The following is a 14,092-nucleotide window of genomic DNA, read 5'->3' as shown; positions in this document are numbered from 1 at the left end:
TGCGTTTGAGACGAATCCACCGTTTTGCCGTATTCGGCGATAGTCATAGAAGTGGGCGCGTGCATTTGGCGTGGCAAGCGATTGTCAGGCCGCGATTGAACCGGCAGGATTCAGGTTGCTTCGATGAGTGAAAGGCCGCCCATTTCGCCCCGGAGCCCGCGGGCAGCGCTCGAGCCCGAGCAGGTTCCGCCGCCGCCGAAGCGATCGGACCGCGCGCGCAATCCCTTCGTGGTCGTCGGAAATGCCATCATCACCCTCTTGCTGATCGCCATGCTCGGCGCGGGCGGCGTGTATTATTACGGCCGGCAGGTGCTGGAAGCGCCGGGGCCGCTGAAGGAAGACAAGATCGTCAACATCCCTCAGCGCGCCGGCAAGCGCGACATCGCCGAGACGCTGAACAAGGAAGGCGTCACCGACGTCAATCCGTGGGTGTTCATCGCCAGCGTCGCCGCGCTGAAGGCGAGCTCGGACCTGAAGCCGGGTGAATACGCCTTCCAGAAAAATGCTTCCTTGCGCGACGTCATCGCCACCATTGTCGAGGGCAAGGTGGTGCAGCACGCCGTGACGATTCCGGAGGGCCTGACCTCCGAGCAGATCGTGGCGCGGCTGTCCGACAACGACATCTTCACCGGCAGCGTGCGCGAGCTGCCGCGCGAGGGCACGCTGCTCCCCGAGACCTACAAATTCCCGCGCGGCACCACGCGCGAGCAGGTGATCCAGCGCATGCAGCAGGCGCACAAGCGCGTGCTGGCGGAGATCTGGGAGCGCCGTAGCCAGGACATTCCGGTCAAGTCTCCGGAGCAGCTGGTGACGCTGGCGTCCATCGTCGAGAAAGAAACGGGCAAGCCGGACGAGCGCAGCCGCGTCGCCGCCGTGTTCGTCAACCGCCTCAAGCAGCGCATCAAGCTGCAGTCGGATCCCACGATCATCTACGGCCTCGTCGGGGGCAAGGGCACGCTCGGCCGTCCGATCAAGCGCAGCGAGATCACGCAGCCTTCGCCCTACAACACCTATGTGATCGAGGGCCTGCCGCCGGGCCCGATCTCCAACCCCGGCCGCGCCTCGCTGGAGGCCGCCGCCAACCCGGCCCGCACCCGCGACCTCTATTTCGTCGCCGACGGCACCGGCGGGCACGCCTTCACCGAGACCTACGACGCGCACCAGAAAAACGTCGCCAAGCTGCGCGCGATGGAAAAGCAGATCCAGAACGACACGGTCGAGCCGGCCGAGGACGCGCCGCCGCCGGCTGCCGCCGCGCCTGGCGCCGCCGATACGCCGACCGCGACCACGCCGGCCCGCCCGAACCAGCAGAAAAAGCCGCCCGCGGTGCGCCCGGCCAATCCCGCCAATCCGCCGCCGGCCCGGCAGGGCGCAGTGCAGTCGTCGCCGCCGGTGGTCCAGCGCTAGCGCAGCGCAGACCTGCCTACGGGACTTTGCGGATTCCACTTTCCTGCAAAATAGTCTTAAGATTCGCGTGGCTTGATGCCTCGCGAATCCTTTTGTTCCTGGAGAATCTGACCTGATGGCGCTGTCGTCCATGACCGGCTTTGCTCGAAGCCACGGCGCGAGCGGGCCGTATACGTTCGAATGGGAACTGAAGTCGGTCAACGCCAAGGGCTTCGATCTCAGGGTGCGGCTGCCGCAGGGGTTTGACGAGCTCGAGGCCCACGCCAAGAAACGCGCCGGCGAGCTGCTCTCGCGCGGCACCGTCTACGCCAATCTCAACGTCAAGCGCGCCAATGCGGCCGCCACCGTCCGCGTCAACGAGGACGTGCTCAACGCCGTGCTCAAGGCCGCCGCGGTGATCGCGGGCAAGGTCGACGCGGTGGCGCCGAGCATCGACGGCCTGCTTGCCATCAAGGGCGTCGTCGAGGTCGCCGAGCCCGAGGGCGACGAGGAGGAGGACAAGGCCGCCCGAGCCGCTGCAGCCGAGGCCTTCGACAAGGCGCTCGACGAGCTGGTCGCGATGCGCAAGCGCGAGGGGACCTCGCTCGGGCAGATCCTGACTCAGCGGGTCGACGAGATCGAGCAGCTTGCGAAAAAGGCTGAAAGCTCGCCCGGCCGCAAGCCGGAGGCGATCAAGGCGAGGCTCGCCGAGCAGATCGCCGCGCTGCTCGACACCTCCGACCGTTTCGATTCCGACCGTCTGATGCAGGAGGCGATCCTGATCGCCACCAAGGCCGACATCCGCGAGGAGCTCGACCGCATCGCCTCGCACGTCGCGCAGGCGCGCGAGCTGATCGGCAAGGGCGGCCCGATCGGGCGCAAGCTCGACTTCCTGGCGCAGGAGTTTCACCGCGAGGTCAACACCTGCTGCTCGAAGTCGAACGACATCGAGCTGACCAATACGGGACTCGCCATGAAAAACGTGGTCGAGCAGTTCCGCGAACAGGTCCAGAATCTGGAGTGATCGATGACGACGGGCGGTCACGGAACTGACGGTGTCGAGCGGCGCGGCCTGATGTTCGTGCTGTCCTCGCCCTCGGGCGCAGGCAAGACGACGCTGTCGCGGATGCTGCTCGAGCGAGAGCCCGGCCTGAAGATGTCGGTGTCGGCGACCACGCGCCAGATGCGGCCGGGAGAGGTCGAGGGGCGCGACTATTTCTTCGTCGAGAAACGTAAGTTCGAGTCGATGGTAGAGCAGGGCGAACTGCTCGAATGGGCCACCGTGTTTGACAATCTCTACGGGACGCCGCGTGCTCCGGTCGAGGCGGCGCTATCGGCTGGCCAGGACGTGCTTTTCGACATCGACTGGCAGGGCACGCAGCAACTGCACCAGAAAGCGAGCGTCGACGTGGTTCGCGTCTTCATCCTGCCGCCGTCAGCCGCCGATCTCGAGAAGCGGCTGCATTCGCGCGCGCAGGATTCCGACGAGGTGATCCGCAAGCGCATGAGCCGCGCCAGCCACGAGATGAGCCACTGGGCCGAGTACGACTACATCGTCATCAACCACAATGTCGATGACGCCTTCGCCGAGGTGCAGTCGATCCTGAAGGCCGAGCGCCTCAAGCGCGAGCGGCGGACTGGCCTCGTCGGCTTCGTGCGAGGTCTGCAAGCTCAGCTTCAGGGCTAGGCTGCGCCAGCCGCGGCCCTTCCTGCGCCAGCCGTTCCAGCATCGCCGTGATGACGTCGATATCGACGCTGTCCTCGACGCGTGCAGCCGGCTCTTCATCCTTCTCAGCGTTATCGGTGCCGGCATCGTTGACCGCGAGCCGCGGAGCCGCTGCCTCGATTTCGAATTCGCCGTTGAAGATGTCGGCGTCGTCGAGATCCGCGATCTCGTTGAGGTCTGCGATCTCGTTGCGGGCGGGACGGGACTGTGCCGCGATCCGGCCGATCTCGCTGCTGAATGCGGCGAGTTGCGGAGCCTGCGGACGCGGCGGCTGCGGACGAATGGCGTCGAAGTCGATCGGGCCCGGCTGCTGGGTGCGCGGCGTGTTCGGCATCTCGTTGAGCCATGGCGCGCGATCCTGCTCGTGGGGCTCCCGGTCGTCCCAGTTCACGTGACGATGGTCATTCGTCCTGACGCGAGCGCGCGCGCCGGCGAAGCGGTAGATGACGCTGGCGAGGAGACCGGCGAGCGTCAGCGCGCCGCCGATGACGAGCATGAGCGTCTGCAGCGAGCCGGTCGGCTTGTCGGCGGGAGCTTCAGCCGCGGCGAGCGCCCCCGGAGCCTGCGGCTTCGCCGGCTTGGCGCCCGGCTGCGGGGCTGCAGCGACAGGTGCGGGCGCGGCTTGTGGTGCAGGCGAGGCGGTGTCCGTCGAAGCATCGGGCCAGGGCGCGGCGACGGCGGGCTGCGGGCTGGCGTCGGCAATCTTGATCGACGGCCGTTGTGCGGCCGGCGCTGCGTTCGCTGCAGCCGGGGCGGGCGCAGTCATGGCCGGTGCGGCGGTAGGCTGCGGCGCGATGTATTCGGCATGCGCGTTCTGCACGGAGGGCTGCGCCGGCGTATCGGCACTTTGCGCATCGCTGGTTGCCTGCGCGGTCTGCGTGACCTTGCCGCCTTCGGCACGCAGATACCAGCACTGCCGCTTGCTGGCGCGATCGAGCCGATAGTACCAGTGCTGCCCTTGCGGGGCGGAGCCCTTCGGCGAGGGCAAGCAATCGCTCGCAGCGGTGCTGGATGCGCTCGGCGCGTTCTGCGATACGGCGGCAAGTGGTGCGCCGGCAATGATGCTGCCAACAAGCGCAGATACGAATTTCGCGGTTCGGTTGCCCATCCTGGTCTCCCGGTTACGCACAACGCAACTCTCTACCAGCCCTTTCTCGTCAAAGACTTGGGTGGCAATGAGCCGCAATTCCGGAGAGGATGTGGCTTGAATTGGGCCTGCGGCGCGTTGGTTCCGCCGCGCTATCGGGCTTTTCGCCTCCTATTGCTTGACCGAGGTCCAGGTTCCACCACAGCCGTCGGAGCGCCGGAACGTTCCGGAACCGCTGCGGGATCCGAGGCGGCCGGCGCCGGTATAGGTGATGCCGCCCTCGCCACGGCCGAACGTGCGCACCGCGCCGTTCGCGCTGACGGTCCCCGTGACGCCTTCGGCAATCACGCGGCCCGAGGTGACCACGGTTGCGCCGGTGGTCGTGCCGCCGCAGCCGATGCTGGTGACCACCCAGGCACCGTCAAAACTACCACCGCCGCCTCCACCACCGCCGCCGCTTCGCCGCGGCGCCGAGCGCTCCTCTGCCGCCGGCTTGCCCCGGCGCGCCGAGGGTGCCGGCTCCGCCGAACGGCCCGACGAGGAATCCTGGCGCGAGCCGGACAGCGACTTCTCGTCGTTGCCGATCGAGCCGCCGGCGCTGCCGGACTGCGCGATGGCGGGCGATGCGGCGAGGGCGATGTTGAGGAGCAAGGCGGGGGCGATCGCGTGAACGGATTTGGGCATGGGCAAAAATCCGAAAATGAAAAAGGATGTCAGCGGCCGGAGCCGTCGGCGCAGACGGCTCCGATAATGCGGCAAGCTTTGCCAGCCTTGCCGCATTCGTCAAGCGCGGCGTCCCTGGCGCGCTGCACGCCCTCGCGCTGGACCAGCGACCAGGATTTGTCCGAGATCACGAAGGCGCCGCAGCTCTTGCCGTAGAAGGACAGCTCGATCGGGCACTTGGCGCCGCCGCAATTGCCGCGCGCATCGGCCACCGCCGCGCGCCGCGAGGCGTGATTCCACGACATGCCCCATTTGCTGCCGTCCGGCCCGTAGACGATCGAGCCCCATGGCTTCAGATCCTCCATCTTCCGCATCCGCAGCAGCAGACCCTCGGTCGGCTCCCCGTTCGGCGCCATGGCAATGCGCTGCTGGAGCTTCGTGATCGCGCGGGTGAGGCCATCCGGCGTGTCAGGATCGAAATTGAGCTCGTAGAGCCGCTCGCTCAGCTCGCTGAGCAGCGCGGCATCGCGCAGCGGCACGCGGTCGGGATCGGCGCGCAGGCGATCGGCGGGCAGGGGATCGGGCTGCATCGCCGCGACCTGCGGCGGCGCCGCTTGCGTCGGCGGTACGAAATAGAACGTGCCGTCGATCGGCGAGGACGACACCCAGGGCTGCTGCGCGCCTGCGGTGGCGCGCTTCACGGCGAGGCCGACCTGGTTGAAGGTCTGGAACACGTCGAGGCCGGCGACCCGGATCGTCGTCGCCAGCGCCTTGGTGTAGGGGCTGTGGCCGTCGCTGCCGTCCTGGGCGACATTGCCGGGCTGCGTCGCGTAGGAGATCAGCGTACCCTCGGGCGCGCGCATCTGCGCGAGGCCGCCATCGGAGGATCGCAGGCCGCGCGAGCCAAAGGGGTTGTTGCGGCAGGCATCGAGGATCACGAGGTTGAGCCGCGTGCCGGATCCCTGCATCTGGCGCAGCACGAGGTTGACGTCGGTCATCTGGAAATCGACGTCGGCCTCGCGCGTCGGGTTGGCGCCGACCGGCACAAGATAGTTGGAGCCCGCGACCTGCACGCCGTGTCCGGCATAATAGAACAGCGCGACGTCGGCGCCCTGGACCTGCCGGCCGAAGCTCTGCACCGCGATGTCCATCGCAGCCTTGTCGAGATCGAGCTGGGCGCGTCCGCCGACCAGCGCGAAGCCGAGCGAGGCGAGCGTCTCCGCCATCAGGCTGGCGTCCTTGGACGGGTTGTCGAGCGGCGTGATGTTCTTGTAGGCGGAGTTGCCGACCACCAGCGCGATGCGCTTCTCGGCCGATGCAGGCTGCGTCACGGCAACGGCCGCGATCAGCGCCGCCAGACCCACAACGCGATTGAAAAACCTCGCGCGCATCAAAATTCCTCAAAATAATGGCGCCAGTCTAACAGTCCGGCGTGCCGGCGAAAAGCGGGAGGACGGAAGGCGGCAGCGGAGATCACGCTCGTGTCCCGGACGCGCTGCAGCGTTCTCACGCTGCTGCGCAGAGCCGGGACCCAGGAGTGCCCGTGCGTACCGCCGCTGCATGGGCCCCGGCTCTGCAGCGCACCGTCGAAGAGACGCTGCGCCGCGTCCGGGGCACGAAATCGGCGCCAATGGCGAGGTTGGGATGACGTATCGCTCTTCCAATCGAAGGCATGCTTTCGCCTTCCCGCGGCGCGTTTCGCCCGAGCTGTAGTTTCGCTTGCCGCCCAATGGATGCCAAAGGGCGCAGGGAAGGCCGGGCGCCGGCGGCACCCGCAGATCCGTGCGCTTGCGAAGAATGCACACGGGGTGGATCACAGGTGTTGCCGATCGCTTGGCCTTCCCTGCGCGGATGGTTTTAACGGTGTCCTTCGTGCTCTCCCCGGGGAGCGATGCACTATTGCCCCCGTCGCCTTGCAGATGATCGATGCGCGCGCCGGTTGGCCGCTGCATCACCGCAAGCCTTGACGCACAGACCCCGGGCGTCAGGACCACACGACTTCTCCGTCCGCGGACGGCTGTGCCGGATCATCAGGGGCTTGCGTGTGCTCGCCCAGGACGACCAACCCAACCGCTGTGACCGCGCCGTGTCGTACCGCGTTGCGCAAAACTCACGGTTGCCCGCCCTGTCTCACACGTTGCGCGCCGGCGCTGCCGCGTCCACCGCAAGCCCGGCCCGCATCTCGTGACGGTCGCGAACGCCCCTTTGGCAGGGCCGGGATGGGCGGTACATGCCATAAATCCGAAATTCGGGGAAGTGGAATATTTTTGCGAATGGGGATTGACGGTGTTTTGCCCGACGGGTCGCCCGGCATGGACTGCGGGCGACAAGAGGGCTCGTGGCAAGTCGCCGGCCACATCGTCATTGCGAGCGCAGCAAAGCAATCCAGAGTCTTTCCTCAGCGGGATTTCTGGATTGCTTCAGCGGGATTTCTGGATTGCTTCGCTGCGCTCGCAATGACGAGGCGAGAGCCGCAGATACATATCCTTCACCGTCATCCTGAGGTGGCCGTTCCTTCATTGGCCTCCCGAAGGGCGACGGCCCGGTTGCATCTGCAGAAGCCTATTTCCTCACCCGCGACAGTATCAGCGCCAAAAGCCCCAGCGTGGCACTGATGAATCCCACGATGACATAGGATTGCGCGAACACGCCGGTCTGCACAAAGACCTGTGCCGCGATGGCCAAGCACAAGGCGGCGAGAAGCAGGCAGGCGCAGCCGACGATAATCGCGAGATAGCGCAGCGCGGTTGCGATTGGTCTTGCGGGGAGTGCGGGATCGCTCATGCGATTGAGAACGGAGCTGCCGGCCGCTCGTTCCGGTTTGTGCGCGGGCGGAGAAACGTCAATCGCGTGCGCAGCAATCGAGTAATGCTCGCCAGATGCGCTGGATTTCGACTGTCCTTTCGAACTCCAGCACGTGGTTCGAGCTCATTTCAGATGCTGTCGTCTCCCGGCGCGGTTCGCGCGGCGCGATCCAGCGCTCGGAGATGGGATCGTACCACTTGCCCAGATTGATCAACGCGATTCTCCTCTTTTCGATCCCCCTGTCGTTGCCGTGACGGAAGGCCAACGCGCGGGAGGCGCGCGACGTTCCAACGTCTCGCAAGAGGCGGAATTTGCGGGAGAATCCGGGCGTTAGCGCTTCGGTGCGTTGCTCTCATCGGACGAGCGGCCGCCGTCCGGCTTACTTTCTTCGCGCGTGCCAATGTCCTGGGAAGGCCGCTTTGCTCGTTCGTCGCCGTCGGCTTCAGGCGTCTGACCAGACTTGCGGTTCTTTCCGATCAGACGTTTGACGTCGTCGATCGCTTCGAGCAGTGGCGGTGTCAGCGAGAGTAGCGCACCCATCGCGATGGCGATGATGGCATGACGAAACGAGATATTCTCGTCCTCGACGGGACGATAGGCGCCGGGCTCGATGGCTGCCGGTGCAAGTCCGGCCGATGAGTGCGGATGGTCCGGCTTCCGCGGCTTGCGCGGCGGCATCATGACGACGACGAAGAGGACGTTGATCAGCAGCCAGATGCCGAGAATAATGAAAAAGGTTCGCATTCCAAAGAATCACAAAATAGCGGCGGAGCCGATCCAAACCGGCATTGAACGGCCATTCGCAGCCCGATGCAAGATTGTCCCGACGGCCAGTGTCGAGAGACGCGCGCCGAAATCACTATCGGAATTCGGCAGCGCTGAGGGCGTGGGATCGTTGGTGTCATCCGGCGCGGAGCCGGCTCGTGGACGGGTTAGCGAAACCGCCGCGTCACCATGGCCAGCACGAACACGGGCTCGTCCTCCTCGTAGACGCCCAGCGTCCAGCTGTCGCCGGGGCGGAGCGCGTGCTCGACGTCGCGGGAGAGCCGCACCGCTTCGCGCCAGGCGGCCTCGTCGCCGGCCAGTATCTCACCGGTCGTGTCGGTGTGTGGCTGGTGGCCTTCGAAATGGAAGAAGTACCGCGGCATGTCGGGCAATGCGGCGTGCGCGAGAATGTTCCGACGGGGCAGCGCACGCGGCTCGAGGCTATCCGTCGGCCGCGCCGCCCAGTGCTTCGCCGAAATGCTTCCTGATGGAGTCGTTGCAGGAGCAGGATCTGGCCTCAAGCGCCGGTGTGTCGAGGATCAGGATCGCGCCGCGGCGGGTGGCGAGGATGCGCCTTGCCTTGAACATCTGGATGACGCGGCTGGCATAGCTGCGCGAGACGCCGAGCATGCCGGCGAGTTGCTCGTGGGTGAGGGGAATCTCGACCCCACCGAGATGCTCATGCGCGGAGAGAATCCATTTGGCCGCGCGCTGCTCGATGGAATGCGCGGCGTTGCAGGCCGCGGTCTGCAGCAGCTGGGCGAACTGGCAGTCGGCATAGCGCGACAGGACCTCCTGCAGCGTAGGCGACCTCTGCTGCGCCTGCTCGAGCGCGCGCAGCGGCAGGCGGACGAGCGTGCCGCCGAGCTTGACGACGATGCGCGAATAGGCCGGCGAAGGGCGGCGGCCGGCGGCCATGCCCACGGCACCTTCGCGGCCCACCAGCAGGCTCTCGACCTCGCGGTCGTCCTCGACCGGCACGGCGAACGACACCAGTGCCGGGCTGCAGGGGAAATGAACGGCCGTCACCTCGTCGCCGGCATGATGCAGGATGTGGCCTGCCGCGAGGTCGACCGGCTGAAGATGCGGGGCGAGCAATTCGAAATCGGCGGCGTTGAGCTGCTGGAGAAGATCGTTCTGGGGCCGACCGGTCACGTCGTTTTCTCTTGTCGCTTGGTCTTGGCCGGGAATCGGCGCCAGGCGAGACCCTACGTTTCCGCGGCGGAACCGACGGTTCCAAAGTGCACACAAGGAATTGGGGAGCGTCGAAAAGTCGGCAGGGCGGACGCGCCGAGATCTGTTCAGGAGTGAACACAAGAGGCAGCGGATCGGCGTAACGTCTGCCTTGCGAAAGCGCGCACCCCGTGCGCTCCGCCCGACGACCGCCGGCCCATACGATCCACCAACGCCGCCGGGCCGGCGGGTCCGAGGGCTTCGCCGGGTTATCCGAAGCGGGCGTCCCGCGAGGGTCGGCTTACGGCCACGTGCACGCGCCAGGCGTCGATCGCCCGGTTCGCGAGCATCAGCTGCCGGCGTTCGCCGCGCCTGAGCTGAGCTTCGATGGCGTCGAGCAGGAAGTTCGCGGTCTGGTCGGGATCGCCGAGCTCGCCGCCCTGCTCAAGGCAGCTCCAGGCGATGAAGAAAGCGCTCTCGACGGTGCAACGTATCGACATGCGCTGCCAACGCAGCGCAGCCCTCCGGCGTTCCGCACCGGATTGCGAGAACGAACGCCGGCAGGATCTTGCAATCTCGCCGGCGCTGACCGGTTCCTCGCGTATCAGTTCTTCAGCACGATGCGGCCGACGACCTTGCCGGCACGCAACTCGTCGATCCATTTCTGGACATCGCCCATCGGCTCTTCGCGCATCGGCGTCGGCTTGATCTTGCCGGCGCGGGCGAGCGCCATCAGCTCGTGGGCCTCCGCAAGCGTGCCGACCATGAAGCCCTCGACGGTCAGGCGCTTGTAGACCCACTGCACCATCGGCAGCGTGAACTGGCCGCCCATCAGGCCGGAGACCACGACCTTGCCGCCGCGCGCGGCAACGGCGACTGCGAAGGCCATCGACTTCTCGTTGCCGGCGAAATCGACGACCTCGTCGAAGCCGCCGTCGGTTTCCTTCAGGATGCGCTTGATCACGTCGGGCTCGGACGGGTCATAGGCGGCGGACGCGCCGTTCTTCAGCGCGGTCTCGCGCGCGGCCGGCGAGAGATCGGCGACCGTGATCGGCTGCTTGAACATGGCCTGCGCGAACGACAGGCCCATCATGCCGACGCCGCCGAGGCCGACCAGCAGCAGATTGCGCTGGCGCGGACGGTCGACCAGGCGCTTGAGCGCGCCATAGGCGGTGACGCCGGAGCACATCAGCGTCGCGGCCTGGTTGACGGGCAGCGGATCGTAGTCGAGCAGATACTTGGCGTCGGGGACCAGCACGTGAGTTGCAAAACCGCCGTCGATGGAGACGCCGAGGAAGCGCTGCTTGGCGCAGAGGTTCTCGTCGCCGTTCTTGCAGTCGCGGCACTGGCCGCAGCCGATCCAGGGAAACACCGCCTTCTTCGTGCCGACGAGGCTCGCCGGAACGTCGGAGCCGACCTCGTCGACGACGCCGGCAATCTCGTGGCCGAGCGTGAAGGGCAGCGTCATGCCGCGCGTGGTGTCGAGCTTCTTGCCGCCGCCGAGATCGGCGTAGCCGTCCTGGATGTGGAGGTCGGAATGGCAGAGGCCGCAGCGCTCGATGCGGACGAGGACTTCGCGGCCTTGCGGCTTGGGCGTGTCGACGATGGTCTCGCACAGCGGCGCATCGAACTTGACCAGGGACTGCCGACGCATCAACGCCATATTCCTTCCTCCGAAATTCTTGTTACTCAGCTTGCTTGCGTATATCCGCCAATTCACGCGCCATGGCAACAAAGCCGGAAATGGGAATGGTCTCCGCGCGCCGCGTCGCATCGACGCCGGCCGCTTGCGCGAGCCGCGCGGGATCGACGCCCAGTGATTTCAGGCTCTGGCGCAGCATCTTGCGGCGCTGGCCGAAGGCGCTGGCTGCGACCTGCTCGAGCAGCCTGCGATCGCACGGCAGCGGCTCTGCGCGCGGCTTGAGGCGCACCACGGAGGAGGTGACCTTCGGCGGCGGCACGAAAGCGGACGGCGCAATGTCGAACAGGATCTTCGTCTCGCAGCGCCAGTTGGCGAGCACGCCGAGACGGCCATAGGCTTCCTCGTCCTCGTGCGCGACGATGCGCTCGCCGACCTCGCGCTGGAACATCAGGACCATCATGTCGTACCAGGGCGGCCAGGGCTCGGTCGTGAGCCAGTTGATGAGCAGCTGCGTCGCGATGTTGTAAGGCAGGTTGGCGACGATCTTGGCGCGCTCGCCTGCGAGCAGCGGGCCTGGATCGAAGGTCATGGCATCGCCGTGCACGATCTCGAGCCGGCCGGGGTAACGCGCGGAAATATCCTGCAAGGCCGGGATCGCGCGCTCGTCATGCTCGATGGCGATGACGCGCCGGGCGCCGAGCGCGAGCAGGGCGCGCGTCAATCCGCCCGGGCCGGGGCCGATCTCGACGATGGTGGAGTCGTCCAGCGGCGCGGCCGCCCGCGCGATGCGTGCGGTGAGGTTGAGGTCGAGCAGGAAATTCTGGCCGAGCGATTTGCGGGCCGACAGCGCGTGCTGGCGAATGACCTCGCGCAGCGGCGGGAGGTCGTCGATCGCGCTCATCAGCTTTGGGTCGCGGCCATGCGGCCCGCGAGCTGGAGCGCGGCAATCAGGCTCGAAGGGTTCGCCTTGCCGGTGCCGGCGATGTCGAAGGCGGTGCCGTGGTCGGGCGAGGTGCGGATGAAGGGCAGGCCGAGCGTGACGTTGACTGCGTCGTCGAAGGCGACCGTCTTGATCGGGATCAGCGCCTGGTCGTGATACATGCAGACCGCGCAATCATAGCCGGCGCGCGCGGCCTCGTGGAACATGGTGTCGGCGGGCAGCGGGCCCTTCGCCTCGATGCCGTCATTGCGCAGAACCTTGAGCGCCGGTGCGATCACCGTCTGCTCCTCGTGGCCGAGCGAGCCGTCCTCGCCGGCATGCGGGTTGAGGCCGGAGATCGCGATGCGCGGCCGCGCGATGCCGAAGCGCGCCTTCAGCTCGGCCGCGACGATGCGCACGGTCGAGACGATCAGATCGCTGGTGAGCTGGTTCAGCGCCTCGCGCAAGGAGACGTGGATGGTCACCGGCACCACGGCGAGCCGCGGCGACCACAGCATCATGACCGGCTGCGGCACGCGGCCGTTTTGTGCGGCGAGTTCGGCGAGGAATTCGGTGTGGCCGGGATGGCGGAAGCCGGCGCGGTAGAGCACGCTCTTGGCGATCGGGTTGGTGACGACGGCGCCGGCGCGGCCCGCGCGCACGTCGTCGACCGCCTGGCGGATCGAGGCGAGCGCAGCCGGCGCGCTGGATGCGTCGGGCTTGGCGGGCCCGGCCGTCGCGCGCTCGCCGGTCGCGACCACAGGCAGGGCCTCGGCGAAGGTGGAGACGGCTTCGCTCGCACTCACCGCGGCGATCCTGACATCGGCGCCGATCGCCTTGGCGCGTTGCGCGACGAAGGCTTCGTCGCCGAGCAGGTAGAAGGCGGGCAGGTTCAGCTCGCGGCGGCGGAGCCAGGCTGCGATGGTGATGTCGGGGCCGATGCCGGCGGGCTCTCCCAGGGTCAGGGCGAGGGGCTTTATCGGGGCGTTGGCCATCAGCGGTTGCGATATTCGATCATCGCCGCCTTGCGGAGCTCGTCGAGATAGGCCTTCTGGGTCTTCTCGTACTTCTCCTGGTACATCTTCTCGCGGACCTCGCGCTTCTTCGGCGTGTCGATCATGGTCGGCTTGCGCGAGCACAGCACGACCATCTCGATGCCGGCCTTGGTCACTTCAGGCGCGGTCAGATGGCCGATCGCGGTGTCGTCGAGCACCTTGCGCAGCGCCTCGGGCAGGTCCGCGGTGGTCTTGGTGACGCTCTCGCGGATGGTGGCGTTCGGCGTCGAGCGGAACAGCGAATTGGCTTCCTCGCAGCTTCCGACACGGGAGCGATACTGCTCGGCTTCCTTCATCCGCGTCTCCTGGAACGCCGGAGACGAGCCGCGTGGCACGATCAGCACGATCGGCTGCATCTTGTACTCGGTACCCTCGATCTGGAGCTTGTCGCCGGTCTGGGCCTGCACGGCCTGCGCGACGTCGCGCTCGCCGACCAGCAGCTTCTCCTTGAAGCGGCCGCGCACGAGGCTGGTCCAGACCATCTCGGACTTCATGCGTCCCTTCAGGGTTTCAGGACGGACGCCCTTGGACTCCAGCGACTTGGCGAGCTGATCCGTCGTGATGCGCATGCGCTGCGCCATGCCCTCGAAGGATTGGTTGACGTCGGAGATGCCGGGGTCGACGCCGTATTTCTTGCCTTCCTTCAGCTTCACCTTGTCGTCGATCAGCTCGTTTATGACCTCCTGACGGCTCGGGGTCTTCTGCGTCGTCAGCTGGTCGAGCTTGGAGCGCTGCTCGATGTCGTAGTCGGTGATGGGATCGCCGTTGACCATGACGACGATGTTCTGTGCGCGCGCCGGCGCGCCGGCGAGGGCCAGGGCGGCGAGGACCAGAAGGAGGCGGAACGAGGGCAAGGCAATCGTCATGGATA

General features: G+C 66.7%; 16 protein-coding genes. 3 read left to right on the top strand and 13 right to left on the bottom strand.

Going from position 1 to position 14,092, the window contains the following annotated elements:
• Positions 1-123: 123 nt before the first annotated feature.
• The 3 genes from mltG to gmk all read left to right on the top strand — a co-directional run bounded on the left by mltG (position 124) and on the right by gmk (position 3,073).
• Positions 124-1,407 carry an endolytic transglycosylase MltG gene (gene mltG / locus JQ617_RS18955; protein ID WP_212027625.1) on the top strand — a complete coding sequence of 428 codons (1,284 nt, stop codon included), beginning with the start codon at positions 124-126 and terminating at the stop codon, positions 1,405-1,407.
• A gap of 115 nt (positions 1,408-1,522) precedes the next feature.
• On the top strand, positions 1,523-2,410 hold the full coding sequence (locus JQ617_RS18950) for a YicC/YloC family endoribonuclease (protein WP_212027624.1): 888 nt from the start codon (positions 1,523-1,525) through the stop codon (positions 2,408-2,410).
• Positions 2,411-2,413: 3 nt separating this feature from the next.
• Positions 2,414-3,073: a guanylate kinase gene (gmk, locus tag JQ617_RS18945; protein WP_212027623.1), complete on the top strand. Its 660-nt coding sequence runs from the start codon at positions 2,414-2,416 to the stop codon at positions 3,071-3,073.
• Here the strand turns inward: gmk and JQ617_RS18940 are convergent.
• The 13 genes from JQ617_RS18940 to JQ617_RS18880 form a co-directional block, all read right to left on the bottom strand.
• Positions 3,006-4,220, bottom strand: coding sequence for a hypothetical protein (locus JQ617_RS18940; protein ID WP_212027622.1), 1,215 nt, complete (start codon positions 4,218-4,220; stop codon positions 3,006-3,008). The genes gmk and JQ617_RS18940 overlap by 68 nt on opposite strands.
• Positions 4,221-4,370: 150 nt before the next feature.
• On the bottom strand, positions 4,371-4,883 hold the full coding sequence (locus JQ617_RS18935) for a hypothetical protein (RefSeq protein ID WP_212027621.1): 513 nt from the start codon (positions 4,881-4,883) through the stop codon (positions 4,371-4,373).
• A gap of 29 nt (positions 4,884-4,912) precedes the next feature.
• Positions 4,913-6,253, bottom strand: a complete 1,341-nt coding sequence (locus JQ617_RS18930) for a caspase family protein (RefSeq protein WP_212027620.1) — start codon at positions 6,251-6,253, stop codon at positions 4,913-4,915.
• A 1,171-nt stretch (positions 6,254-7,424) separates the two neighbouring features.
• Complete coding sequence (locus JQ617_RS18925; RefSeq protein ID WP_212027619.1) at positions 7,425-7,646, bottom strand: hypothetical protein; 222 nt, start codon at positions 7,644-7,646, stop codon at positions 7,425-7,427.
• A gap of 58 nt (positions 7,647-7,704) precedes the next feature.
• Positions 7,705-7,881: a hypothetical protein gene (locus tag JQ617_RS18920; protein ID WP_212027618.1), complete on the bottom strand. Its 177-nt coding sequence runs from the start codon at positions 7,879-7,881 to the stop codon at positions 7,705-7,707.
• 116 nt (positions 7,882-7,997) lie between these two features.
• Positions 7,998-8,411: a phosphonate metabolism protein PhnM gene (locus JQ617_RS18915; protein ID WP_212027617.1), complete on the bottom strand. Its 414-nt coding sequence runs from the start codon at positions 8,409-8,411 to the stop codon at positions 7,998-8,000.
• A gap of 188 nt (positions 8,412-8,599) precedes the next feature.
• Complete coding sequence (locus JQ617_RS18910) at positions 8,600-8,815, bottom strand: DUF6894 family protein (RefSeq protein WP_212027889.1); 216 nt, start codon at positions 8,813-8,815, stop codon at positions 8,600-8,602.
• A gap of 58 nt (positions 8,816-8,873) precedes the next feature.
• A complete protein-coding gene (locus JQ617_RS18905; protein ID WP_212027616.1) occupies positions 8,874-9,587 on the bottom strand; it encodes a Crp/Fnr family transcriptional regulator in 714 nt (237 codons plus the stop codon).
• 287 nt (positions 9,588-9,874) lie between these two features.
• On the bottom strand, positions 9,875-10,105 hold the full coding sequence (locus JQ617_RS18900) for a hypothetical protein (RefSeq protein ID WP_212027615.1): 231 nt from the start codon (positions 10,103-10,105) through the stop codon (positions 9,875-9,877).
• A 104-nt stretch (positions 10,106-10,209) separates the two neighbouring features.
• Entirely contained in the window at positions 10,210-11,268 is a 1,059-nt protein-coding gene (locus JQ617_RS18895; RefSeq protein WP_212027614.1) for an alcohol dehydrogenase, read from the bottom strand.
• Between the two features lie 22 nt (positions 11,269-11,290).
• Positions 11,291-12,148, bottom strand: a complete 858-nt coding sequence (gene rsmA, locus JQ617_RS18890; RefSeq protein ID WP_212027613.1) for a 16S rRNA (adenine(1518)-N(6)/adenine(1519)-N(6))-dimethyltransferase RsmA — start codon at positions 12,146-12,148, stop codon at positions 11,291-11,293.
• Entirely contained in the window at positions 12,148-13,161 is a 1,014-nt protein-coding gene (gene pdxA, locus JQ617_RS18885) for a 4-hydroxythreonine-4-phosphate dehydrogenase PdxA (protein ID WP_212027612.1), read from the bottom strand. The genes rsmA and pdxA overlap by 1 nt, the downstream gene beginning before the upstream one ends.
• Positions 13,161-14,087 carry a SurA N-terminal domain-containing protein gene (locus JQ617_RS18880; RefSeq protein WP_212027611.1) on the bottom strand — a complete coding sequence of 309 codons (927 nt, stop codon included), beginning with the start codon at positions 14,085-14,087 and terminating at the stop codon, positions 13,161-13,163. The genes pdxA and JQ617_RS18880 overlap by 1 nt, the downstream gene beginning before the upstream one ends.
• Positions 14,088-14,092: the final 5 nt, after the last annotated feature.

This window comes from Bradyrhizobium sp. KB893862 SZCCT0404, assembly GCF_018130885.1.
GTDB classification, from domain to species: domain Bacteria; phylum Pseudomonadota; class Alphaproteobacteria; order Rhizobiales; family Xanthobacteraceae; genus Bradyrhizobium; species Bradyrhizobium stylosanthis.
Note: the sequence above shows the minus strand (reverse complement) of the source record. Positions and strands in the feature narration are given on the sequence as shown.

Coding starts and splice junctions, on each gene's coding strand:
- JQ617_RS18935 (WP_212027621.1), bottom strand. CDS start 4,883: ATGCCCAAATCCGTTCACGCGATCGCCCCCGCCTTGCTCCTCAACATC.
- rsmA (WP_212027613.1), bottom strand. CDS start 12,148: ATGAGCGCGATCGACGACCTCCCGCCGCTGCGCGAGGTCATTCGCCAG.
- JQ617_RS18950 (WP_212027624.1), top strand. CDS start 1,523: ATGGCGCTGTCGTCCATGACCGGCTTTGCTCGAAGCCACGGCGCGAGC.
- JQ617_RS18880 (WP_212027611.1), bottom strand. CDS start 14,087: ATGACGATTGCCTTGCCCTCGTTCCGCCTCCTTCTGGTCCTCGCCGCC.
- JQ617_RS18895 (WP_212027614.1), bottom strand. CDS start 11,268: ATGGCGTTGATGCGTCGGCAGTCCCTGGTCAAGTTCGATGCGCCGCTG.
- JQ617_RS18910 (WP_212027889.1), bottom strand. CDS start 8,815: ATGCCGCGGTACTTCTTCCATTTCGAAGGCCACCAGCCACACACCGAC.
- JQ617_RS18940 (WP_212027622.1), bottom strand. CDS start 4,220: ATGGGCAACCGAACCGCGAAATTCGTATCTGCGCTTGTTGGCAGCATC.
- JQ617_RS18930 (WP_212027620.1), bottom strand. CDS start 6,253: ATGCGCGCGAGGTTTTTCAATCGCGTTGTGGGTCTGGCGGCGCTGATC.
- JQ617_RS18915 (WP_212027617.1), bottom strand. CDS start 8,411: ATGCGAACCTTTTTCATTATTCTCGGCATCTGGCTGCTGATCAACGTC.
- JQ617_RS18900 (WP_212027615.1), bottom strand. CDS start 10,105: ATGTCGATACGTTGCACCGTCGAGAGCGCTTTCTTCATCGCCTGGAGC.
- JQ617_RS18925 (WP_212027619.1), bottom strand. CDS start 7,646: ATGAGCGATCCCGCACTCCCCGCAAGACCAATCGCAACCGCGCTGCGC.
- pdxA (WP_212027612.1), bottom strand. CDS start 13,161: ATGGCCAACGCCCCGATAAAGCCCCTCGCCCTGACCCTGGGAGAGCCC.
- mltG (WP_212027625.1), top strand. CDS start 124: ATGAGTGAAAGGCCGCCCATTTCGCCCCGGAGCCCGCGGGCAGCGCTC.
- gmk (WP_212027623.1), top strand. CDS start 2,414: ATGACGACGGGCGGTCACGGAACTGACGGTGTCGAGCGGCGCGGCCTG.